The sequence below is a fragment of the Marinobacter sp. B-21 genome (assembly GCF_056857895.1).
Window position 1 is genome coordinate 270,958 of record NZ_JBSXNZ010000088.1, and the last position, 24,522, is coordinate 295,479.

Sequence of the window (24,522 nt, forward strand, 5' to 3'; positions counted from 1 at the left end):
TCAGACCTCCCCTTCACGAAGTTTTTGCAGGAATGTGGCGAATCCATTCTCGCCCATCCAGTAATTGACCAGGTTTTCAACACCCCTGCTGGTGAGCGTCGCACCAGACAAAGCATCAACTTTGTGCTGCTTGTTACGCGCGTCGGCGCTAACACCGCCCTTGACCAACTGAATTCGGGGCTCGTAGGTATCGTCCTCATAGACTTTCTTACCGACCCACTGCTTCTTCCAGCGAGGGTTGTCGACTTCACCACCAAGCCCCGGTGTTTCCGCATGGGAGTAAAAACCAAGCCCTTCAATGGTGTTCAGGTCACCTTCGAGCGAAATAAATCCATAAAGGGTGGACCACAGGCCGTAGCCGTGAACGGGTAACACCACGCGAACCAATTTGCCATTCTCGGTCAGGGTGTAAACCTTGGCGATATTCGGACGATGCTTGATACCCGCCATATCCTCTGAAGGCGGGATCATTTCGGACATTTTCTGATCGGAAGCGGCCTTGTACATGTTGTACTTCATGGGGTCCTCGACACCAACCGTCGACGGTTCCACGAATTTGCCGGTATCAAGATCCACCAGCCGGACATCAAAACGCTCAAACGCTTCCTTGATCTGCTGGGTACTGGAGCCAGGCTCCAGCATACCGGCGGCGGAGAGGATATTGGTTACGATATCCAGCTTCTGGTTCTGAATCTGGGCCGGGCGGAGCGTGACCGCCGCGACAGAAACTACCACCGAGAACACAACACTCAGCACCAGCGCAACAATCAGCGTGCGGGAGACGGTTTCTTTAGCTTTAGCCACGAGCAAGCCTCCGTTTGATGTTGGCCTGGACCACGTAATGGTCCATCAGCGGCGCAAACAGGTTAGCGAACAGGATCGCCAGCATTATACCTTCCGGGAAGGCGGGGTTGACCACACGGATCAGAACCGTCATCACACCCACCAGGATACCGAAACACCAGCGGCCCGTGTTGGTCATCGCCGCGGACACCGGATCCGTCGCCATGAACATCATCCCGAAGGCAAACCCGCCCATCACCAGGTGCCAGTGCGCGGGCACATCGAACATGGGATTGGTTTCCGAACCGACAATGTTCAGCACCAGGGCCATACCAATCATGCCGATCAGAACACCACCCACAATCCGGTAGCTGGCGATCTTCATAATCAGGAGAATCAGGCCGCCGGCAAGCACTGCAAGGGCTGAGGTCTCACCGACGGACCCCTGAATGGTACCGACAAAGGCGTTCATCCAGCCGATCTGGGTTTGCAGGGCCTCCAGACCACCGCTGGCTGCCCAGCTCAGAGCCGTGGCACCACTGAAACCATCAACGGCGGTCCATACCGTGTCACCGGAAAGCTGCGCCGGGTAGGCGAAATAGAGGAACGCACGACCAGTCAGTGCCGGGTTCAGGAAGTTCTTGCCGGTACCGCCAAACACTTCCTTGCCGATAACCACACCGAAGGTGATGCCCAGAGCCACCTGCCAGAGCGGTATGGTCGGCGGGCAGATCAGTGCAAACAGAACCGACGTGACGAAGAAGCCCTCGTTCACCTCGTGACGACGCACGGTGGCAAACAACACTTCCCAGAAGCCACCGACCACGAAGGTCACGAAGTAGATAGGCACAAAGTACGCTATACCATAGACAAAGTTGTCCCAGACGCCGGCACCGGCACCGGTAATGGCAAGCGCCTGGATGAATGCAGCCCGCAGGCCGCCGTCAGCGATCATGGCACCCGGATTGGAAGCCAGGAAACTGTTGGCCTGATAGCCGATGTTCCACATGCCGAAGAACATCGCCGGAAAAGTGCACAACCACACGGTGATCATGATGCGCTTGAGGTCTACGCCATCGCGCACGTGGGCCGTCGTGGAGGTAACTTTGCCGGGAGTGTAGAAAATAGTGTCCACGGCTTCGAAGAGCGCATACCACCGCTCGTACTTGCCACCCTTTTCAAAGTGATGCTCGATTCCATCGAGAAACTGTCTGATAGCCATCGTCTTAGCCCTCGATCTCGATTCGGGTCAGGTTCTCGCGGAGAATCGGACCGTATTCATATTTACCCGGGCACACGAAGGTGCACAGCGCCAGATCTTCTTCATCCAACTCGAGCGCGCCAAGCTTCTGCGCCATCTCTGTGTCGCCGACAATCAGCGAACGCAGCAACTGGGTTGGAAGAATGTCCAGGGGCATGACCTGCTCATAGGCACCCATGGGAACCATTGCCCGCTCACTGCCGTTGGTGGTGGTGGTGAAGTTGAATAACTTGCCACTGGCCAGTTTGGACAGATAGATGTTCAGAACCGAGAATTTGTTCGGCCCGGGAGACAGCCAGCCCAGAAACTCACGCTTGTAGCCTTCTTCCAGCACGGAAACCTGGTTGGCAAAACGGCCAAGGTACGCGCAGGGGCCATCGCCGCGGCGACCACCGAACACGGAGCCGGAGATTTCCCGTACTTCGCAGTCGGTCGCAATCTCACCGTCCAGAAGTTCCGGAAGGCTGGCACCCAGGCGGGTACGCACCAGGCGGGGTTTCAGGGCCTTGGGGCCGCCGATCGCCACGATACGCTCGACCGGCACTTCACCGGATTCAAACAGCCTGGCGATGTCGATGACGTCCTGGTAGTTGATACTCCAGACAGTCTTGCTGCCGGAAACCGGATCCAGGTGGTGGATATGGGTGCCCACGTTGCCGGCCGGGTGCACACCGTCAAACTGGTGCACTTCAACGGCGTCGGACTTGGGAACCGCAACGTTGGATCCGGGCTTGCCAGTGACAAATACCTTGCCGGAGGTCAGTTTGGTGAGGAGCGTAAGGCCTTTTTCGAACGCCTGGCCATTCTCGCCTATGATGACCGTCGGGTCTGCTGCCAGCGGATTGGTGTCCATGACCGACACGAAAATGGAGTGGGGAGCGGAATCGATCTCCGGAACCTTGCTGTACGGGCGCGTCTTGAACGCCGTCCACAGCCCGGACTCCACCAGGTTGTCAACCACCTGCTGGCGTTCCAGGCCGGCAAGATCCGCTTCGCTGTAGCGCGCAAAGGTTTCAGCCTCATCGCCATCGATTTCGATAACGATCGACTGGAATACCCGACGCTCACCACGGTTAATCTCTTTCACGACGCCGGCGGCGGGTGAAGTATAACGAACGCCTTCGGTCTTCTTGTCCGTGAACAGCAGCGTACCGCGCTTGACACGGTCCCCCTCTTTCACAGCCATCGTCGGCTTCATGCCGTTGTAGTCAAAACCGATCAACGCCACATGGCGAACGGGTTTGCCGTCTGTAATGGTCTGTTCGGGAGCGCCGCTGATGGGAAGATCCAGGCCTTTTTTGATCTTAATCATTAGCCTCGTCCAATCATCAGAAACTATTCAATGGATTTGTAACGCCCGACACCTGCGGCCCAGGAAACGATGAGAAACGGAGTGCCAGACATACCCAAAATCGCGCCAATTATAGAGATTAAGGAATCCTATTTCCACCAGAAACCGGAACAGGTTTGTGCCTGAACGTAAACCGCCTGGCTCACAGACCGATAAAACAAAAACCCCGACAGCATTCACTGTCGGGGTTTTCATACCTTTCACTTCACCAGGTCAGTGCGGTTTGATCAGTCTCTCGCACGCTTGGGGAAGATCGGGTAACTTACGCCGGCCATCTGATTCACCACACGGATCACCTGGGCGCTGTAACCGAATTCGTTGTCATACCAGACGTAAAGGATCAGACGCTTGCCACTGGCGATGGTCGCCTGGGCGTCAACGATGCCGGCATGGCGGGAACCCACGAAGTCCGTGGAAACCACTTCCGGAGAATTCACGAAATCGATCTGCTTCTGCAGCTCGGAATGCAGCGCCATTTCCCGGAGGTACTCGTTGACACCCTCCACATCAACCTCCTTCTTGAGGTTGAGGTTCAGGATCGCCATGGAGACGTTGGGTGTCGGTACCCGGATGGCGTTACCGGTCAGCTTACCTTTCAGAACCGGCAGCGCCTTGGCAACCGCCTTGGCCGCGCCGGTTTCAGTGATAACCATATTCAGGGCCGCACTGCGACCGCGACGGCTGCCCTTGTGGTAGTTATCGATCAGGTTCTGGTCATTGGTGTAGGAGTGAACGGTCTCAACGTGTCCGTCTTCAATTCCGTACTCGTCCTCAATGGCCTTCAGGACCGGCGTAATGGCATTGGTGGTACAGGAGGCGGCTGACAGAATCCTGTCTTCATCGGTGATCCAGTCGTTGTTAATGCCATAGACGATGTTCTTGATGTCGCCCTTGCCCGGCGCCGTCAGCATCACCCGGCTGACACCCTTGGATTTCAGGTGCAGACCCAGACCAGCCTCGTCACGCCATTTACCGGTATTGTCGATCACAATGGCGTTATTGATGCCGTACTGAGTGTAGTCCACCTTGTCGGGCCCATCGGAGTAGATCACCTTGATGTAGTTGCCATTGGCAATCAGGGCGGATTCTTTCCCGTCCACAGTGATGGTGCCATCAAACGGACCGTGGACCGAGTCACGGCGCAGCAGGCTGGCGCGCTTCTCAAGATCATTCTCGGCACCCCCCTGGCGAACCACAATCGCACGCAGACGCAGGTTGTTACCACCGCCGGCCTTTTCGATCAGGATGCGCGCCAGGAGACGACCGATACGGCCAAAGCCATACAGAACCACGTCCTTGGTGTCGTTGTTGGCATCTTCCTCGGACTGGGCGGCGTACTGACCAACCACCGGGCCGATTTCACGCTTCAGGAATTCGGTGAGGTCGCCACCTTCTTCCTTGAACTTGACCGCGAGCTTGCCAATATCAACGTGGGCACGGCCAAGCTCAAGCTTGTCCATGGCCTGGAGGATCGGCAGGGTGTCGTGAACAGACAGTTCGCTATCTTCAACCTGACGTACGAACCGGTGGGCACGAATGATACCGATAACAGACTGGTTAATGATTGCGCGGCCATAGACAGAAGTAACCACGTTGTTCTTGCGGTAGAGGCGGCCGATCAGCGGAATCATGGCTTCCGCGGTGGATTCTCTTTCTGTCCAGTTGGACAGGTGCTGATTGATCTGTTCGTGACTCACGCTTGGACCTCTGCAATTGGCACTTGGAATTTGGCGCGCACATTATCCAACTTAATCCCGCCGACCGCAAATACGAGCACCCCAGACCTTCGTAGACACCCCCTTTCACCCGGAACACGGGGGCTCGCCAGCCGCAGCCGCCATGACAGCGTCATCCGCGGGCGTTAGAATACGCGGCTCGCCGCCTCCCGGACATCCACAGCAGGAGAACCAGACTGCCCATGAGCCAAGGTGCAACCACCCACCCGTCATCCCGGATCATGATTGCCCCGGAATTTCCAACCCGGCCGGCCAATCATCGCATATGGGGCCAATTGCACGGCAGCAGTGACGCGCTGGCCATCTGTGAAAGTGCCCGCGCCCACAAGGGCCTGACGCTGGTCATCACCCGCAGCACCGACGATGCCATTCGCCTGGAGCAGGCCATGCGCTTTTTCCTTGGCCTGGACGCCGGGGAAGATGGCCCGGCAGTCAGCGAGGATGGACTGGAACTGCTGTCATTGCCAGACTGGGAAACCCTGCCCTACGACCTGTTTTCGCCGCACCAGGACATTACTTCCAGGCGTATCCGCACCTTGCACCGGCTGCCGTCAACCAGCCACGGCGTGCTCGTCGTACCGGCACGAACGCTCATGCACAGGCTGCCCCCGGTCAGCTATCTCCAGGGCAACACACTTGTGCTGGAAGTCGGCCAGTCCCTGGACATCGACAGCTGGCGAATGCAACTGGAAGCCGCAGGATACCGGCACGCGGAAAACGTCTATGAGCATGGGGAGTATGCCGTTCGTGGCTCGATCCTCGACATCTTTCCCATGGGTGCCGGCCAGCCCTACCGGATCGACCTGTTCGATGATGAGATTGAAACGCTCAGGACCTTCGACCCGGAGACCCAGCGCTCGATCGATCGTATAGACCACATCGAACTGCTGCCCGCGTATGAGTTCCCCTGGCACAAGGAAGCCCGTTCCGGATTCCGCAGCCGCTGGTTCGAGCAGTTCCCCAATTCGGGCAAAGACACGCCCATTTATCAGGATGTGACCCACGGCATTACACCACCAGGGATTGAGTACTACCTGCCCCTGTTCTTCGACCAAACAGCTACTCTGTTCGATTACCTGCCGGGCACAACCCATGTATTTACCGCCGCTGAACTGAACGAAGCCGTCAGCCACTTCGACTCCGAAACCCGGAACCGGTACGAGGACCGCCGCCACGACCGCTTACGACCAATCCTGCCGCCCGGCCTCCTGTTCCTGCAGCAGGATGAACTGTTTGGTCACCTGAAGGCGTTCCCGCGGGTATCGATATCGTCTGAAACCTCGGACGCCGCCGGATCGTTCAACTGCCCCAGTCAAACCCTGCCAGACATTGCCATGGACGGTCGCGCCGCTGATCCTGCCGGCCGCCTGAAGCGGTTTCTCCGGGAATTCAGTGGCCGGGTGCTGATCTGCGCGGAATCATCCGGCCGGCGTGAGGCCCTGATTGAAAACCTTGGAGACCAGGGCCTTGAGCTTGAAACCCTTGCCAACTGGCAGGCGTTTCTGGAGAACAACGGATGTCCGCTGGGCATTACCATTGCCCCGATGGAGCAAGGGCTCCTGCTCCCGGAGCACTCCCTTGCGCTGATTACCGAAACCGCGCTCTTCGGAGAGCGGGTGCTGCAAAGACGGCGCCGGGAAAAACCGACACAAACCGATGATACCGGTTTCCGGGACCTGTCAGAGCTGCGCATCGGTGCTCCAGTGGTCCACATCGACCATGGTGTCGGTCGCTACCGGGGCCTGGAAACCATTACTGTTGAAGACGAAGCCAGCGAATTTCTGATGCTGGAATATGCCGGCGGCTCAAAACTCTATGTGCCGGTGTCCAGTCTTCACCTGATTTCCCGCTATGCCGGTAACGACACCGAGCATGCCCCGCTGCACAAACTCGGCACGGATCGCTGGAGCACAACCAAACAGAAAGCGCTGGAGAAAATCCGCGACACCGCAGCGGAACTTCTGGATGTCTACGCCCGCCGGGAGGCCCGCAAGGGCTTCAGCTTTGAAGATCCGAAAGAGGCCTACCGGGCCTTTGCCGCCGGCTTCCCCTTCGAGGAGACCCCGGACCAGCAGGTCGCCATTCAGTCCGTTATTGAAGACATGACCAGTGAACGCCCGATGGACCGCCTTGTCTGTGGTGACGTCGGCTTTGGCAAAACCGAAGTGGCCATGCGGGCCGCTTTTATGGCGACCTGGTCCGGCAAACAGGTGGCCGTCCTGGTGCCAACCACCCTGCTGGCACAGCAACACTATGAGTCGTTCCGGGACCGGTTCTCAGACACGGCCGTACAGGTGGAACTGCTCAGCCGCTTCCGCTCGTCCGGCCAGACCAGCAAGGCAATGGAAGCCATTGGAAATGGCAAGGCCGACATCGTGATCGGCACCCATAAACTCCTTCAGGGCGATATCCGGTTCAAAAACCTCGGGCTGGTGATCATCGACGAAGAACATCGTTTCGGCGTGCAGCAGAAGGAAAAACTCAAGGCCCTGCGGGCGGAAGTCGACATGCTCACTCTCACCGCGACGCCGATTCCGCGTACGCTGAACATGGCCATGGGACACCTGAGGGATCTGTCGATCATCGCCACACCGCCGGCCCGGCGCCTGTCGGTGAAGACCTTTGTCCGCCAGCGGGACAACCCCATGGTCAAGGAAGCCATCCTCCGGGAAATACTCCGGGGCGGCCAGGTGTACTTCCTCCATAACGATGTGGCGACCATTGAAAAAACCGCTCAGGACCTCCGGTCGCTGATTCCCGAAGCCCGGGTGGGTGTGGCCCATGGCCAGATGCGGGAACGGGACCTGGAACAGATCATGTCGGATTTCTACCACAAGCGCTTCAATGTGCTGGTGTGCACCACCATTGTCGAAACCGGCATCGACATTCCCAGCGCCAACACCATTATCATCGAGCGGGCCGACAAGTTCGGCCTGGCGCAGCTGCATCAGTTGCGTGGCCGCGTGGGTCGCTCGCACCACCAGGCCTATGCCTACCTGCTGACGCCGCCGCCGAAATCCATCACCGCGGACGCCAAAAAGCGTCTGGAGGCCATCTCGGAAGCACAGGACCTGGGTGCCGGTTTCATGCTGGCCACCCACGACCTGGAAATCCGGGGCGCTGGCGAGTTGCTCGGAGAGGAACAGAGCGGCCAGATCGAAAGCATCGGCTTTACGCTGTACATGCAGCTGCTGGATGAGGCCGTCAAGGCCATTCGTGAGGGCCGGACGCCAAATGCCGATCTGCCCCTGAGCCACGGCACCGAAATGAATCTGCGTATTCCTGCCCTGATTCCGGAGGATTACCTGCCGGACGTCCATAACCGGCTGATGCTGTACAAGCGAATTGCCAGCGTGGATAACAACGAAGCATTAAAAGAACTTCAGGTTGAGATGATTGACCGGTTCGGATTATTACCGGATCCGGCCAGGAACCTGATCCGCCAGACCGGGCTTCGGCTCGAGGCAGAGGCCCTGGGTATCGTGAAAGTCGATGCCGGCAAGGAATGGGCGCGCCTGGAATTTGGCAGCTCGACGCCGGTAGACCCGTTGGTACTGGTTAAAAAAGTGCAATCCAGGCCGGACCAGTACCGGCTTGAAGGGGCCAACAGCTTCCGTTTTCGGCTGAAGGATGCCACAACCGATGGTAAACTCGACGGCATTTCCCGGATGCTTGACGAACTGGAACCTGCCAAACACGGCGCATCCGGCTCATGAACGCCCGATCAACATGTGGAGTACGACCCTTGCAGATTGATGGAACTCGCTGGAACCGATACGCGACACGGGCCTTTCTGGCAGCGCTCCTGTTGACTGTTTCAACCACTGGCACTGCCCAGCAACCTGAGCGCGCCAGTTTGCCACTGGAACCGGGCAAACCGATTCCGGAGGACTATTACCGTGCAGAATTCGTGATTCTTGAGCGGATTGTCGAGCCTGAAGCGGTGAATGAAAAAATGTCGGGTCGTAGCGTGGAGCCACCGGTCGAAACCGACCAGGTACTCTGGTCGGTGCTTCAGGACGGATCAACGGAAACCACTCTGAACCTGGCACCCCGGAACGAGCTGTATCTTGCAAACGCAGCCAAACGCCTGGAGCGCAGCGGCAGATACCGCGTACTGGTCAGCGCCGGCTGGTACGAAGCCTTTCCGCCGGATTATGAAGGCACTCCTCTGAGGATTGAGGCAGGAGACTGGATCGAAGGCGCGGGAACCCGGGAGGTGGAAGGCCACATCACCATCGACCGCCAGCGCTATCTCCATGTGGGTGTTCACCTGAACCACTGGCAGACTGCGGAAGATGCCCGGCCGGCGCTTGATGAGCCCGCGGCCGGAGAAATCCCGGATGCATCCACGGAAGAGGCGCCCCCGCCCGGAGGCGAAAACCCGGCCACAACCTCAGCAGGCGATCCGGCCGTTCAACCGCAAGCCCTGAGGGCCGAATCTGTGCCTCTGGAATTGCTCACCTGGATTCGGGAAACACGCCGGATGCGGAGCGAGGAAGTCCACTTCCTGGACTCCCCCACCATCGGCGTCCTGGTGTTCTTCAAGAAGATTGAGGCAACGGAGTAAGCACACCAAGACCGGCCATTGAGACCTCAAGGATCCGCCTGACCCCAGACATCCCCCGCTCAATGGCCTCTTCAATCTCCGCCATGGTAATGATGTGGTCGGATTTGCCGGCCGCCCGGTTCACCACCAGCCCGAGACAGACATAGCGCATCCCCAGTTCGGCTGCCAGCACCGCTTCCGGCATGCCTGTCATACCCACCAGATCGCAGCCGTCCCGCTCCATGCGGATGATCTCAGCCGCCGTTTCCAGCCTCGGACCCTGGGTTGCGCCGTAAACCCCGAAACCCGAGAACGGCACGTCCTCAGCGCCGGCGACATCAATCAGGATCTGGCGGGCACTCTCATCGTAGGGCCAGGTGAAATCAATGTGGGTCACTGACGCCAGATCGCCCTCGAAGAAGCTACTGGCACGCCCCCAGGTATAGTCAATAATCTGATCGGGAATGACCACGTGAGCAGGCCCCATGTCCTTGTGAATCCCGCCCACAGCGTTGACACCAACCACCGTTCTGACGCCGGCATCATACAGGGCCCGCAGATTGGCCCGGTAATTCACCTGATGAGGCGAAATGCGGTGCGGATTGCCATGGCGGGACAGGAATATGACCGGCTGGTCTCCCAGTCGCCCTTCAACCAGTGGCGCCGATGGCATGCCCCAGGATGTCCCGACCTGCTTTTCGCCGGTAATCTCCAGGCCCGACAAGGTTGTCAGCCCGGTGCCACCGATAATGCCGACGGGATGAATTTTCTCCGGTGACGTCATTCTGAATCTCCTGAATCGTCTGCATCTCCCGTTGTCTGGCGATGCCGTGATTTCTCCGCACTTTTTGCAGACGATGAACCGGCGCCCTGATCGCGGGACTCACCGGTCTGCGACCCGGTTAGCCGAACGCCGTCCGGAAGATGCAGTGTCCTTGTCGGGAACGCCACCTCGGCACCATGGCTCTCAATAACGTCGCTGATTTTCAGCAACACATCCTGCTTCACTTCCTGAAAACGAACCCACTGGGTTGTCTTGGTGAAGGTATACACCATGATATCCAGCGACGAGGCATTAAAAGCGAGGAAATTGACGATCAATGTCTGCTTGCTGTCAATATCGTCATGCTGCTCCAGCATGGCCCTGATATCGGCAACGATGGTGGCCATCTGGCTGACGTCGGCATACCGGATACCAATGGTTTCCGAGATCCTGCGGTTGGTCATCCGCGAGGGGTTCTCGACCGCAATGGTTGTAAAGGTTGCGTTCGGCACATACAACGGGCGTTTGTCAAAAGTCCGGATAGTAGTCAGCCGCCAGCCGATATGCTCAACCGTGCCTTCAATGTTGCGGTCCGGCGAGCGCACCCAGTCCCCCACCTTGAACGGGCGGTCCAGGTGAATTATGAAACCGCCGAAGAAATTCGCCAGCAGATCCTTGGCGGCGAAGCCGACGGCAATGCCACCCACGCCGCCAAACGCCAGCACCCCGGAGATGCTGTACCCCAGAGACTGCATTGCAATCAGAACGGCGGTAATTATGACCACGGCCCTGGATAACTTGCTCACCGCATTCACAGTGGTGTAGTCCATGGGCTGTTTCATCTTCACGGGAGAAGCGAGAATCCCCTCGCCTTCCTTGATCAGGCGAAGTACCGCCCAGACCAGCACGAACACGAAACCCAGCTGGAGCATTGAGTCATTGGCCTTGAAAATTTCGGCCTGCGAATACCGGTGAGCGACCTCGGCGGCCCAGTATACGCCTTGTACCCAGACAAACGCGACGACAGGCTTGCGCGCGGCATGAAGCAGTGCGTCGTCCCAAAGGTTACTGGTTTTACTGAATTTTCGCTCCAGCGCACCGACGATATGACTGGCGACATACGCCACCGCCGCTGTTCCGAATACCAGCGCAAACACAACAATACCAACACGCCAGCTTTCCGAGAGCAGCCCGAAATTCTCGATCCAGCCATTCACGATGGCCTTAAAATCCCCGATCATCGGATCCCTCTGACAAAAAACGGTTTAATGGATGTAAACGGCTGCACCCGGCCCAACACGTTCGAACAGTTCAAGAATGTGGGCGTTCCGCATCCGGACACAGCCATGGGACAGCGGCACCCCCATGGGCTCGCTGTCTGGTGTGCCGTGAATGTATATGAAGCGACGGAAAGTATCGACACCCGGCCCCCGGTTTTTTCCCCATTCACGACCGCACAGCCAGAGAATCCGGCTTAGAATCCAGTCCCGGCCGGGGTGCTCAAGGCCAAGCCCGGGACTGTAGATCTCGCCGGTCGGACGCCGGCCACGGAACACCGTCCCGTCTGGAAGTCCGGCACCAATACGGGCACGGATATAGTGCTCACCCCTCGGGGTGCAGCCACTACCATCCTGTTCACCCGGGCCGTTCAGTGCCGTGGATACCGGATAGGAGGCAAGAACCTGCCCATCTCCGGTGACAAGCCTGAGGAGCTGGAGGGTCAGATCAATATCGATTCGCGCTGCAGTGGAATGAATCAGCACTGGCCAGGCTCCCTTGTGGGTTCAGGAGGGAAGCCTAACCGAGAGGCAGGAACTCAGGCAACCGAGACCTTGCTGCCAGACGAGGGAATCAGCACGGCGTCTTCTGCCTGCATGCCGGCGGCCAGGAAGGGCACCAGCCGGGCGGCAATTTCCTGAACGGTGGTTTCGACACCCAGCTTGTTCTGCAGGATATCGCGCAGGGCGTCACTGCTGGACATGGTGAACGCGGTTGCTCCGAGCATGAACTGAATGCGCCAGTACCGGTCGACCGAAGACAACTGCGGCGTTGCTTCCTTGAGAAGGCGCATGAAACGGCCGAACGGCTCGCTGTATTCCTGCTCCAGAAACTTCCGGAGATGCCCCTGGGACTGGGTGTAGGCGAGACCCAGCAGGCGCATGAAGATGGAAATGCCCTTCTCGTTCCGCTGGGGCATTCGTACCGCGCTTTCCGTCAGGGCCCAGAGCGTCTGATTCAATGTTGGCGGCTTGCCCGCACAGCGCTCCTCAAGTTCGTCGAACGCGCTTTCAAGAGTTGCGGAAAACGGCGTCAGAAAACGCGCGAAGACGGCATGAATCAGAGCGTTTTTTGAACCAAAATGGTAATTGACAGCGGCCAGATTTACTTTAGCCTTGCTGGTAATCATGCGGAGCGAGGTTTCTGAAAAACCCCGGTCGGCGAACAGCTCTTCGGCTGCATCGAGAATCCGGTCAACGGTATCAGACTGTGCCATTTTGTTTTCAATGCCTCTAGCAAACGTCTGTTTGAAACATACGTTTGAGGCGCAGTTATGTCAAGTTCTGGGCGCAGGTTCCGCCGCAACATCCTGCCAGCCATGGTCAATGGCTTTCTGATTGCCCTCAAAAAATGCCCTCTGAACCCGGCTGTAGGCCTTCTCCGCCTCCAGCAGGTATATCAGATACAGGCGCACGTACTCCCGCCGGGTAAGCTGACGGGGGAGAATGCGGCTCTCAGACAGTCTCAGCAAATGACTGAAACGCGAATTCCTGAGAGCCGGATTAAAATCGGACATCTGCGCACACTGCCATATCAGCCCGTCGGCGCCTTCCAGATGCGCCGCATGCCGCCTGGCCTCCCGAAGCATCCGCTGACGGGTGACAAGGAAATCCAGGTAGGACGGTTTCGACGTGTAGATTCGACGAACAGCGGGCATTCCGAGCAGCAGGATCATCACAAAGACCCCGAAACCGCCACCCGCGATCCAGGCCGGCACAACCCCGGTCAAGCCGCCGAGAAAGACGACCGCGGCAAGCAGCGCACTGAAAAGCCACAGGTCCCGGCTTCGGCGCGCCTCGGCCAGAGTGTAGTTGTCGGGCCAGTCATTCATCGCCAGCAGGTCGAAATCCATCAACAGAACACGGTCGCACTGCCGCAGCATCAGCCTCAGTTTGCGTTGCCTCGACTCCGCCACCACCCGCTCTGTACTGCCATCGGTTTTATCACCACCCTCGCCGGCCCTGGCATCGGGGGCATCGGGGGCAACGGCAGCGCCTGAACCCTCCCCGGGCTTTGTGACGCCTACCGTTCCGGTCAGGGCAGGCGCCGGGACTGAAGGCTGGGCGTCGGTGGGCGCCGCCGCGGGCACAGGATCCGCTGCCCGGCCGGGCCGCAGCACAGGAGCCTGGGCGGGCGCATCTGCTTGCGTGGCTTTGCTCTGGTTTTCGGCCATGACAGGTTGTCCGGAATAAAGACGGTTTTAACAAGTATCGACCATCAAACCGGATTCTTGAATCCTTTACCGCCGCCTTGGCACCGGGCGGTCCGCTCGCTATCCTGTGCGCTCCTGCCAAACCGGCAGCCGCACACCATTTTATGAGGTCAGGTTATGTTCACAGGCATTGTTCAGGGAGTCGCAACCATTGAAGAGGTCACTGCCGAACCCGGTCTTAGCACCTATATTGTCCGTTTCCCGGAGGATAAACTCGACGGTGTCTCTATCGGAGCTTCCGTGGCCATCAATGGCACCTGCCTGACCGTAACGCGCCATGAAGGCAGCGCGCTCTGCTTCGACGCCATGCAGGAAACCCTGAAACTGACCACACTGGGGCATCTGAAAGCCGGGGACCCGGTAAATTTCGAACGCGCCGCCCGTATCGGGGATGAGATTGGCGGGCACCTGCTGTCCGGTCACATTCATACCACCGCAAAGATCGTGGAAATCCTGCGCCCGGAGAACAATGTCACCCTGTGGTTTGAAGTGCCTGATGAGTGGGCCCGCTACCTTTTCCCCAAGGGCTACATTGCCATTAACGGCGCCAGCCTGACCATTGGCGAAGCCCGGGGCAACCGGTTCAGTGTCCACCTGATTCCGGAAACCCTCAGGGCCACAACCTTTGCCTCGGTTCAGGAAGGCCAGCAGGTGAATATTGAAATAGACAGCCAGACCCAGACCATCGTGGATACCCTGGCACGACTGGGCTATGACGGTCCGGCACCCACCCTTTAACCAGCCCGGTCTGTCAGCGATTGCCAGCCCGGAAGACCACGAACTTAGGGCTGGCATCCAGCTGATGTATAGATGAGAAATACCGGCGCAGGCTGCGGTGATAGCCCAGATGGCGGTTTCCGACCATCAACAACCTGCCGCCCGGCGACAGATGTCGGGCGGCCTGCCCGAACAGGCGCAGGGCGATATGATCGCCAACCACGCCTCCTTCGTGAAACGGCGGATTCAGGAGTATAAGATCAAATCTTCCCTGTCCGGGTTCAATACCGTCGGCGTGCACAAAGGCCACCTCCGCTTCCGGGAATGCCCGTTCGACATTGTGGCTGGCGCTGAGCACCGCCTGGCTCGATACGTCGTTGAAGCACACCTGCAGATCCTGCCGCTCTGCCAGAGCCGTCATGCCAAGCACACCGTTGCCACAGGCGAGATCGAGAACCCGTGCACCGGGTTCGGCATCTCTCACCGCCTCTGCCACGCGGGGCAGGAGCAGCCGGGTACCGATATCCAGCTTTTCCCTTGCAAACACCGCGGGTAACGCCTCAACCTTGCGATCGCTCTGCCCGGTTAACAGATAGCCTTTCCAGGTCCCCGGCCAATCTCCAGGAAGCTCACTCCCTTTCCTGCAACGAATGACCCGGGCCTTTTTTCGTGCCGGCAGTACCTTCTCGGTGTTCACGGTTTTAGCAAAGACATCAACGCTTCTGGCCGGAAGGTGCTTGATCATGCCTCCAGCCAGCAGGACACCGGATCCTGCCATTACGCCATTGAGCCAGCGCAGCAGCCAGGCAAGATAGTCCGCCTGCCGCGGAATTCGCATAACCACAAGATCGAACGGTCCTTCAGGCGGGTTGATCCAGCTGTGCACCTGGCCAGATGCATTCAGGGAAGGATTAAGTGAAGCATTCTCATCCAGCGCTGCGAACAGGGTCGCGCTGTCGGCAACGATCACCGGTGACAGACCGGAAAGCCCGAGTGACAAGGCACCATATTGATCATCCACGATCAGGACTCTGGGCTCCGTAACACCATTGGCAGCGTTGAGGCACCCTTCAAGCAGAAGCTCGTCTGCCGCATCCCAGGCCCGCAGCGTCGGGTCGTCGGTACCAGGCCGGCTCAGGGTCAGTTCACCGTCGGCATAAACCAGTTCGGCAGTTGTCATTTCAGGCATCCTGCGGGCGTTTTGTCACAAAGTCGCCATTTTAGGCTGATTATTCTAGAAATTAACCCTAAGGTTACAGATGTTCACGCTGAACATCCCTTTTCCGGTTTGCTCCGTTGTTCTGGACGCGAACCTTTTGCCCCTCACCCCAGGGGCTTTTTTAATTCAGGGCCGGCGAAAAGCCCGGTATACCGTAAACCGGCGATCTTCCCGTAACCGCTCAACCGGGCCGACACACCGCTTCATCAGGGGCTCATAGGGCAGGAAACTGTTTGCGACCAGGCGAACCTCACCGCCAGGTCGGAGATGGCGTGCAACCTCGCGAAGGAAACGCTCGGTCATGGACATATCGGTTCTCACGCCGCTGTGGAAGGGAGGGTTGCTCAGTATCGCCGGCCAGACACCTTCAACACGGGTCAGGCCATCCGACGCCATTATTTCACCGGAAACACCGTTACGCTGATAGGTTGCCCGGGCACAGGTCACGGCCTGGGACTGCACATCCACCCCGTCAACGGTGATTGCCGGCTGTTCCATTTGCTTTTGCCAGGCATCGAGCCAGGCGCCGATCACCCCGGCACCACAGGCAAAATCGAGAATGTAACTGGCGCGCAGTGGGTGGTCGCTGAGGGTTTCGAGCAGCATCCGGGTGCCGTCGTCAAGCTCTCCCTGGCTGAAGATTCCCGGTAGCCCGGCGGCCTCCAGGTGAATACCCGCGCATTCCATGCCCGTCCAGCTCATCCATTCCTGAAGCTCAAACTCTGCCAGCGGTTCAACGGCTTCCGCACACCACACCTGGCAGTGCCTGGCACTGTCTACCTTGGCCGCCAGTGGCGCCACCGCTTTCAACTGTTTGGCAGCCCCGGCAATCCCCTCTTTTTTCTCGCCAACCACAACCAGCCGGGCGCCTTTTGCCGCCAGCCAACGGGCAAGTGCCAGCCGCAACTCCAGTTCGGCCCGAGCCTTTGGCAAAAACACCACAAGGGTGTTGAAGGCACCCGCATCAAAGGTCGGATCATCGTAACCGAAGGCGACCTTCCAGTTGTCCCGCCCCCGCAGAGTCTCGCACACACCCGCATGCTCACTCATGGCCATGCCGCCGTACTCAGACAGCTCAGACAACAGGCCAGCGGAAGTAACACCCAACAGGGCCACCTCCCCTGTGAGCAGGTGGCGATTCTTCAACAGGGCTTCGTGGGAATTGGGTAGAGACATTGAACAGACAATCCCGCTTGGGTGGCTCGGAAACGGGATACTTTAACCGGAATGCGCCGTCGAGTCTCCCATGGCGGGCCAGATCCCGGGGGCTTCAGAACGAAAGGAAACGAAGGCTTGCGGCATGCGCGCCCTTGGAATGGAGCCCAAGGCGCAATGGGAAGGGTGTTGCCGTGCCTGCACTTGCTATGTGTATTCACGTGCGTATAATTCGGTAAATTAACCGGCAAAATAATCGAATTTGAAATTTATTTTCATTTTAAATCATATAGTTAAAGTTTTGGATACCGGCAAATGACATCAGTAACGCCTTTCGTATCGCAAGAAAACGCTCCCGGTAAGCTTCAAGATGCCGTAGTGGAGCTCTACACCCTTGATTCTGCGCTGAACGCCAACATCCCGGAATCGCTACGCCTTCCCATGGTCAAACTACTTAGGGTGGTCAACTCCTTTTATAGCAATAAAATTGAGGGAAACCCAACTCACCCTGCAGAGATACTGCATGCACAGGAGGAAGGCGGGGCGAACGATCCCTCGGATGACCTGCTCGAAATAAAGCAGCACATTGAGGTACAAGCCCGGCTAGCAAACCTGGAAATTGGCAGAGGTGTCATCTGCACCAGCAAATTCTTTAGAGAGGTCCATAAAGAGTTCTACCAAGGGCTGCCCAAAAAGTTTCTTGAAATAAAAAATCCTGACACCGATGAAATCATACCTATTACTCCAGGCGAGTTTCGAACCCGAAACGTAAAGGTAGGAAAACACGTTCCTCCCGAGCATCAAGAGATATCCAGATATATGGGCTGGTTCGAAAAAGTCTTTAATCCAGCACATATCCATGGAACTAATCGCCTCTTTGCCGCTGCGGCAGCGCATCATCGGTTTATGTGGATTCACCCGTTTTTAGATGGAAATGGTCGTGTGGGGAGGCTATTCACTGACAATTATATGCATTGCTCAGGTCTCGGGGGCTATGGACTTTGGTCAATGTGCCGTGGCTTTGGAAGAGATACAGACGCATATTACGAGGCTTTGAGTCGGGCCGATATGGAAAGACAAGGCTCTACAGACGGCCGGGGTATACTGTCGGACAAGGGACTTCTCCAGTTTACCGAATACTTTCTTGATACTGCGCTTGACCAGGTGAAGTATTTTTCGGCACTTCTCGAACCGAAAAAACTGGATGAAAGAATTAACTATTATTTTGAAATGAGGAACAGGGGCGCTCTACTGTCATCAACAGGCGAAACTTTAAAGCCACTCAAACCTGAATCTAAAGAAGTATATTTCAAGCTTCTGCGTTCCGGACCGCAACAACGCGCTGACTTGCAGAGAAGTTTAGAAACCAGCGAACGGACTTTGCGGACGATTGTTTCGCAAATGTCTGATGCCGGACTAGTTGAGGCACCTGCGAAAAAGCCGGTCGCACTCGCCTTATCACCAAGCTCAATCGAAATGCTATTCCCTCACCTCTGGTGAGGGAGGCCAGACACACATAACAGCGGGCAAGGGTCACTTGTATCGGGCAACGGTGCCCACACGGAGAGCATCTTCCGGGGACATACCCCAGTCCTCGGGCTGCCTGTTATCAGAAGGCTTGCGCCCCCCGGGCGCGCTCATCTGACCCGGCGGAGACACCCTTACGATGGCTGAAGGCTGTCAGGGCTTTTTGCATCAGTTCTTTCACGGTTCACCTCCTCGCTTACAGCAGCAGTTACTCTACCAAAACGGGAGGTGACCAACTGTGATGACACCGAGGGTCAGGAAGTGACACTCATCACGAATTTTTGACGCAATTTTACATTTCCTGCTAGACGGTTTTCTGGCGTCCGGAGCGCACCGGCCTCAAAACCAACTCATCCAGGCTGGTTTGCCGGACACGCTCAAGACCTTCTTCGCCGGAAACCGACAGCCCCATATCCCTGAGAATACCGTCCGCAACGTCATAGACGAAACCATGAACCGTCAGCGGTTGGCCACGCTTCCAAGCTTCCTGGACGATGTTGTTCTGGCACACATGCCCTACCTGCTCAACCACATTCAGTTCACACAGCCGGTCTACCCGGTCCTGCACATCCGGCAGGGTATCCAGCACCTTCTGGTGCCGGTCACGCACGTCCTGCACATGTCGCAACCAGTTGCTTATCAGCCCGAAGCCCTCGTTGAGCAGTGCCGCTCTCACGCCACCACAACCGTAATGCCCGACCACCAGAATGTGTTTGACCTTAAGCACATCAATGGCGAACTGGAGCACCGACAGGCAGTTGAAGTCCGTATGCACAACCACGTTGGCCACGTTCCGGTGAACAAACAGCTCACCGGGCAGCAGATCGACAATCTGGTTGGCCGGCACACGACTGTCCGCACAGCCAATCCAGAGATATTCCGGTGCCTGCTGGTTGGACAGGCGATGGAAAAACTGGGGGTCCTGGGCCTTGATGCCATCTGCCCAGGACCGGTTTTTTTCCAGAAGATGGTCAAGCTGACCCATTACCTTACTCCGTTTAGTGATTCCCCGCCGACGATTGAACGGGAATCATGGTCTCAAAGCAATACTCAGTTTGTCTGAGCCTCAACCTCAACCTCGTCATGAGGCTGATGCATGGTAGCCTGAGCCAGATCCAGAAGCTCCCGCAAGGCCACTGAGAACATCGCATACTCCGGCTCTCTCACGCCCTTAAGCTCGGACAACATGGTTTTCCAGCGACCGATCATCTGGTGATGCCGCGCCATCCAGCCCTCCACACAGACAGGTACGTCTGCCGGTTTTTCTGCCAGCCTCAGTACACCCGTGGTCAAAGCCCGCTGCTGCCAGTCCAGATCCTCACGGAAACTCTCCCTGGCAAGGGCCTGCCAGTGGGAAGCCGGAGTCAGAGCGGCAATGGCATTGGCGAACCAGTTGAGATCAAGGCGGTCACCCAGCTCGTAGTAAAGATTGGCGACCGTTTTCAACGGCATTCCTGACGCTTCCTGTGCCTCGATAATACCGAGGGACGAGTACAGGTGCCCGGTACCGGAAACCACGGAAGCCAGCTCTGTCGGTAATCCGGCTTCCACCAGTGCCTGATGCCGCTTTTCCCAGGTGATCCGGGCCTGCTCTCCCAGATACTCCGGCAGTCCTGCGGTAATGGCCCAGACGCTGTCGGCAAAACGTTCCATGTGATTCTGGATACTCAGTTCCGCGCGACGGTTGCGCAACAGCCAGCGCACCGAACGGCGCATCAGCCGCATCAGGTCCTGCATCAATTGCATCTGAAGCTGGGCCGGCACATGAAAATCCAGATTCTCAATCCTGTCCCACCAGTTATCGATGCGGAAAACATCCCGGGCAATGATCCAGGCCAGTGCTATGGAGGCCGCATCAGCACCGGTGGACTGGTTCAGCCGCTCCACAAAGGTAATACCCATGTGGTTAACCATGTCATTGGCAATCTGGGTGGCAATGATTTCACGGCGCAACTGGTGCTCACCCAGCTCTTTCGAGAATTTCTGGGTCAGATCCCGCGGGAACACCTTGTACATTTCACCCGCCAGCATCGGATCGTCCGGCAGCGTGCTGTTAATCAGGGTCTGCTTGAGATCGCCTTTCACATAGGAGATCAGAACCGACAACTCCGGCCGGGTCAGCCCTTTTTTGTCCAGCTTGCGCTCAGACAGGGTTTCGTCATCCGGCAGGAATTCCAGAGCCCGATTCAGCTTGCCCTCACTCTCAAAGGTGTTCATCAGTCGGCGGTATTCCTCCAGGCGCGTCGCCGCATCCTCGTTGGCAATACTGATGGCCTGGGTCTGGCGGTAGTTGTTCTTAAGCACCAGCTCCGCCACATCGTCGGTCATTTCCTCAAGCATGATGTTGCGCTGCTTGCCGGTGAGATCACCCATGGCCACCACCCGGTTCAGCAGGATTTTCATGTTGACCTCATGGTCTGAACAATCAACGCCGCCGGAGTTGTCGATGAAGTCGGTATTCAGGCGCCCGCCCCTGAGGGCGTACTCAATACGCCCGAGCTGGGTCAACCCCAGGTTACCGCCCTCGCCGACAACCTTGCAGCGCAGCTCCGAACCATTGATTCGAAGGCCATCGTTAGCTTTATCGCCGACGTCGCTGTGGGATTCGCTTTTTGCCTTCACGTAGGTGCCGATACCGCCTACCCAGAGCAGATCCACCTGTGCCTTGAGAATATGGGATATCAGCATGTTCGGCGGCACCCGGTCCGGCTTGATGCCCAGCAGTTTTTTCATTTGCGGGCTGACAGGAATCGACTTGGCGTTCCGGCTGAACACCCCGCCGCCTTTGGAGATAAGCTTGCTGTCATAGTCGGTCCATGCGGAACGGGGCAGCGCGAACAATCGTTTACGCTCTATATAACTCCGCTCCGGATCCGGGGTCGGGTCGATAAAGATATGGACATGGTTAAAGGCAGCGACCAGTTTTGTTTTCTCCGAGGACAACAAGCCATTGCCGAAAACGTCGCCGCCCATGTCACCGATGCCGATGGCGGTGAATTCATCCAGCGCCGGGTTGATGCCCATCTCCCGGAAATGGCGTTCCACCGAGACCCAGGCCCCCCGGGCGGTAATGCCCATCTTCTTGTGGTCGTAGCCATTGCTGCCACCGGAGGCGAAGGCATCGCCCATCCAGAAGCCGTATTCGGCCGCCAGGCCATTGGCGATGTCCGAGAAGGTTGCCGTGCCCTTGTCTGCCGCCACGACCAGGTAATGGTCATCTTCATCGTGGCGGATCACCCGCTCCGGTGGGTGAATGCCGGCATCGACCAGATTGTCGGTAACATCCAGCAAACCACGGATAAAGGTTTTATAGGCTTCGATGCCCTCTGCCTGGAAGGCTTCCCGGTCCGTGGGGTCCGGTAGGCGTTTGGCAACAAAACCGCCTTTGGCGCCCACCGGAACGATCACCGCGTTCTTGACCTGCTGAGCCTTCACCAGGCCCAGAATCTCCGTACGGTAGTCCTCAAACCGGTCAGACCAGCGCAGGCCGCCACGGGCGACCTTGCCACCCCGGAGGTGCACACCCTCAACCCGCGGCGAATAGACGAAAATTTCGAACATTGGCAGCGGCAGGGGTACATCCGGAATCCTGGATGGATCGAATTTCACACTGATATAGGGTTTGGGGCCGCCCGCTTCATCCTGCTGGTAATAGTTGGTGCGCAGGGTGGCCTGGATCAGCTCCAGGAAAAGCCGTAGCACACGGTCTTCACTGAGATTTTCCACCTCTTCCAGACCCGCATTGAACTCGATCTCCAGCTTTTGCTGGGCCGCCTGGCATTTGCCCGGACTCTGGTACCGCTCCGGGTTGAAACGAACTTCGAAGAACTCCAGCAGCAGCTGCGTCAGCTCAACGTGGTTCACCAGCGTATTGGAGATAAAGGTCTGACTGTTGGAAAAACGGATCTGGCGCATATAACGGGCATAGGTTCGCAGAAGCGCAATCTGCCTCCAGCTCATGTATGAGGACAGCAGCATCCGGTTGAAGGCATCGTTTTCGGCCTCCCCGTACCAGACCCGTCGGAACAATTCTTCGAAAATCGGCCGGATACGATGAATGTCTACCACATCGCCGGTGTGAGCATGAAGGGTGAAATCGTGAATCCAGACTGTCTTGTTATGGCGGTCGGTCACCTCGAACGGATGCTCGCCAATGACACGGAAGCCCAGATTGTCGAAGATCGGCATCACGTCTGAAAGGGGCAGCGGTTCGTCCGGATAGAATAACTTGAAATGCAGTGTGCTCTCATCCTCTTCCAGCGCCCGATAGAAGCTCATGGCAAGGTCGCCTTTGATGGCGGACGCCGAGATATGCTCAAGATCGATCGCAGCACGCCTGGCCGAGAACATGTCGGTATAGCTGGCCGGGAAGCCGCCGGCCCAGAGCCGGTAGAGCTCATTGCCCTGCTCTTCACCGTATGCCTCGCTCAGTGCCTCGGCGAGGCCGTCACGCCAGGATTGCGCCAGTTCAATGACTTTCTCACGGATTTCGGCCGTTGGCAGCTGGCGGTTTTCAACCTGGGGTACACGGATGGTGAACTGGACCCGGGCCAGCACGGATTCCGAGAAATGGGTAACAAACTCAACGTCCTCGGCGCCGAGCCGGTCAACCAGCACCTGCTCCACTTTCAGGCGAAGTTCGGTGTTGTAGATATCTCTCGGGAAAAACGCCAGGCAGGTCACAAACTGGCCATAAACATCCTCCCGCATGAACAGCTCAATACGGCGGCGTTCCTGAATGTACAGGATGCTTTTGGCCACCTTCAGCAGCTCGTCCGGCTCGATCTGGAACAGCTCATCCCGGGGATAGAGGGTCAGAATCTGCTCCAGCTCCTTGCCGGCGTAGTCATCCCGGAGGAACCCGGAGCGCTTTATCACACTCTGGAATTTACGGCGGAGCAACGGAATCTCATCCGGCCGCTCGTTATAGACCCGGGCGGTATACAACCCCAGGAAGCGACGCTCGCCAACAACCTCACCCTTGCTGTCGAACTTCTTGACCGCGATATAGTCCGGGTAGGCCGGGCGGTGAACCCTTGAACGCTGGGCCGACTTGGCGAAGATAAAGATATCGTCGGTCCGGGTCATCTCATGCCGGGTGCGCTGGGGCAGCTCGTTTAGACGCACCCTGTCCGGCCGCTCGTTGTTGACTCTCAGGATACCCAGCTCGGAATTCTCGACCCGCCGGACCACCATTCCGCTCTTGTCTTTGGCAAAATCGTATTCGTCGTAACCCAGGAAGGTGAAGTGATCCCGTGCCAGCCACTCAAGAAACGCCCGGGCCTCCGCTTTCTGCTCGTCGTTGATACCGGCGGTGGTACTGTCCAGCTCCCCGATAATCTCGGTCACCTTCTCGGTCACCACCGGGAAATCGGATACTGCAATCCGGACTTCATGGAGCACGTTCTGCAGCGTGTCTTCCAGATCCCGGAGATCCTCGGGGTTACTGTGCCGGTCAATTTCCAGAACGATAAAGGCCTCATAGGCGGATCCGGAGGTACTCTTTTTTGTGCTGTGCAGCTTCTTCAGTTTGCCTTCTTTGTCCCGCTCGACCTGAAGAATTGAGTGCTGGATCGAGTGAGTACCGATTTCGCGCTGATTAATGGCAATGCGCAGGGAATCAATCAGGAACGGCATATTGGGGTGCAGAATAAAAACGACAGTATGGGTCGACTCCCAGCCGTCGCTTTCCAGGTCCGGATTGAAAACCGCAACCGAGGTTTTTTCGGCGGAGCGCTTCTGCAGAAATTGCCAGGCCGCCAGTACGGCACCGTAGGTATCTGAGAATCGTCGGCTGACCAGCTCTTCCAGGGGGATGTGCGCATAATGCTGCTTGGCAAATTCGCTGATTCTTTTGGCTTCGGTTTTGGTAATCTTCTTTGCAAAGGCGTCAGCCAACTGTTCAAAGAACTGATCCTTGCTGGCCACTGTCAGCGCATTCATGGTCGACCTCAGTTAGTGTGAAATAAAC

General features: G+C 57.5%; 17 protein-coding genes. 4 read left to right on the top strand and 13 right to left on the bottom strand.

What is annotated here, in order from left to right; translation table 11 throughout:
• The 4 genes from AC13C0_RS19365 to AC13C0_RS19380 all read right to left on the bottom strand — a co-directional run bounded on the left by AC13C0_RS19365 (position 1) and on the right by AC13C0_RS19380 (position 5,077).
• On the bottom strand, positions 1-804 hold the full coding sequence (locus AC13C0_RS19365; protein WP_482954901.1) for a Na(+)-translocating NADH-quinone reductase subunit C: 804 nt from the start codon (positions 802-804) through the stop codon (positions 1-3).
• Positions 797-2,005 carry an NADH:ubiquinone reductase (Na(+)-transporting) subunit B gene (locus AC13C0_RS19370; protein WP_117617550.1) on the bottom strand — a complete coding sequence of 403 codons (1,209 nt, stop codon included), beginning with the start codon at positions 2,003-2,005 and terminating at the stop codon, positions 797-799. Before AC13C0_RS19370 ends, AC13C0_RS19365 begins: the two co-directional genes overlap by 8 nt.
• 4 nt (positions 2,006-2,009) lie before the next feature.
• Positions 2,010-3,356: a Na(+)-translocating NADH-quinone reductase subunit A gene (locus AC13C0_RS19375; protein WP_117617551.1), complete on the bottom strand. Its 1,347-nt coding sequence runs from the start codon at positions 3,354-3,356 to the stop codon at positions 2,010-2,012.
• Positions 3,357-3,622: 266 nt separating this feature from the next.
• A complete protein-coding gene (locus AC13C0_RS19380) occupies positions 3,623-5,077 on the bottom strand; it encodes a glyceraldehyde-3-phosphate dehydrogenase (protein ID WP_376788082.1) in 1,455 nt (484 codons plus the stop codon).
• A gap of 236 nt (positions 5,078-5,313) precedes the next feature.
• On the opposite strand from AC13C0_RS19380, the gene mfd reads away from it, so the two are divergent.
• Together mfd and AC13C0_RS19390 are read left to right on the top strand one after the other, a co-directional pair.
• Positions 5,314-8,847, top strand: a complete 3,534-nt coding sequence (mfd, locus tag AC13C0_RS19385; RefSeq protein WP_341582189.1) for a transcription-repair coupling factor — start codon at positions 5,314-5,316, stop codon at positions 8,845-8,847.
• A 29-nt stretch (positions 8,848-8,876) separates the two neighbouring features.
• A complete protein-coding gene (locus AC13C0_RS19390) occupies positions 8,877-9,701 on the top strand; it encodes a CsiV family protein (protein ID WP_341582190.1) in 825 nt (274 codons plus the stop codon).
• Here the strand turns inward: AC13C0_RS19390 and AC13C0_RS19395 are convergent.
• The 5 genes from AC13C0_RS19395 to AC13C0_RS19415 all read right to left on the bottom strand — a co-directional run bounded on the left by AC13C0_RS19395 (position 9,676) and on the right by AC13C0_RS19415 (position 13,894).
• A complete protein-coding gene (locus AC13C0_RS19395) occupies positions 9,676-10,464 on the bottom strand; it encodes an S-methyl-5'-thioinosine phosphorylase (RefSeq protein ID WP_341582191.1) in 789 nt (262 codons plus the stop codon). The two genes, AC13C0_RS19390 and AC13C0_RS19395, sit on opposite strands and share 26 nt — an antisense overlap.
• Complete coding sequence (locus AC13C0_RS19400; protein WP_341582192.1) at positions 10,461-11,684, bottom strand: mechanosensitive ion channel family protein; 1,224 nt, start codon at positions 11,682-11,684, stop codon at positions 10,461-10,463. The genes AC13C0_RS19395 and AC13C0_RS19400 overlap by 4 nt, the downstream gene beginning before the upstream one ends.
• Before the next feature lie 24 nt (positions 11,685-11,708).
• Positions 11,709-12,173 (bottom strand): L,D-transpeptidase family protein, encoded by a 465-nt coding sequence (locus tag AC13C0_RS19405; protein ID WP_482954917.1) that lies wholly within the window; start codon positions 12,171-12,173, stop codon positions 11,709-11,711.
• Between the two features lie 86 nt (positions 12,174-12,259).
• Complete coding sequence (locus AC13C0_RS19410; protein WP_341582193.1) at positions 12,260-12,937, bottom strand: TetR/AcrR family transcriptional regulator; 678 nt, start codon at positions 12,935-12,937, stop codon at positions 12,260-12,262.
• Between the two features lie 60 nt (positions 12,938-12,997).
• Positions 12,998-13,894 carry a hypothetical protein gene (locus tag AC13C0_RS19415; RefSeq protein WP_341582194.1) on the bottom strand — a complete coding sequence of 299 codons (897 nt, stop codon included), beginning with the start codon at positions 13,892-13,894 and terminating at the stop codon, positions 12,998-13,000.
• 156 nt (positions 13,895-14,050) lie between these two features.
• Between AC13C0_RS19415 and AC13C0_RS19420 the strand changes: the two genes are divergently transcribed.
• Entirely contained in the window at positions 14,051-14,671 is a 621-nt protein-coding gene (locus AC13C0_RS19420) for a riboflavin synthase subunit alpha (protein ID WP_117617559.1), read from the top strand.
• 13 nt (positions 14,672-14,684) lie between these two features.
• Here the strand turns inward: AC13C0_RS19420 and AC13C0_RS19425 are convergent, their stop codons facing one another.
• Together AC13C0_RS19425 and AC13C0_RS19430 are read right to left on the bottom strand one after the other, a co-directional pair.
• Positions 14,685-15,830: a class I SAM-dependent methyltransferase gene (locus tag AC13C0_RS19425; protein WP_341582195.1), complete on the bottom strand. Its 1,146-nt coding sequence runs from the start codon at positions 15,828-15,830 to the stop codon at positions 14,685-14,687.
• A 165-nt stretch (positions 15,831-15,995) separates the two neighbouring features.
• Entirely contained in the window at positions 15,996-17,045 is a 1,050-nt protein-coding gene (locus AC13C0_RS19430; protein WP_117617561.1) for a class I SAM-dependent methyltransferase, read from the bottom strand.
• A gap of 294 nt (positions 17,046-17,339) precedes the next feature.
• Between AC13C0_RS19430 and AC13C0_RS19435 the strand changes: the two genes are divergently transcribed.
• Positions 17,340-18,524 carry a Fic family protein gene (locus tag AC13C0_RS19435; protein WP_341582196.1) on the top strand — a complete coding sequence of 395 codons (1,185 nt, stop codon included), beginning with the start codon at positions 17,340-17,342 and terminating at the stop codon, positions 18,522-18,524.
• A gap of 331 nt (positions 18,525-18,855) precedes the next feature.
• On the opposite strand, the gene can is transcribed toward AC13C0_RS19435, so the two are convergent.
• A complete protein-coding gene (can, locus tag AC13C0_RS19440; protein WP_117617563.1) occupies positions 18,856-19,536 on the bottom strand; it encodes a carbonate dehydratase in 681 nt (226 codons plus the stop codon).
• Positions 19,537-19,601: 65 nt separating this feature from the next.
• Positions 19,602-24,494, bottom strand: a complete 4,893-nt coding sequence (locus AC13C0_RS19445) for an NAD-glutamate dehydrogenase (protein WP_482954902.1) — start codon at positions 24,492-24,494, stop codon at positions 19,602-19,604.
• Positions 24,495-24,522 lie beyond the last annotated feature (28 nt).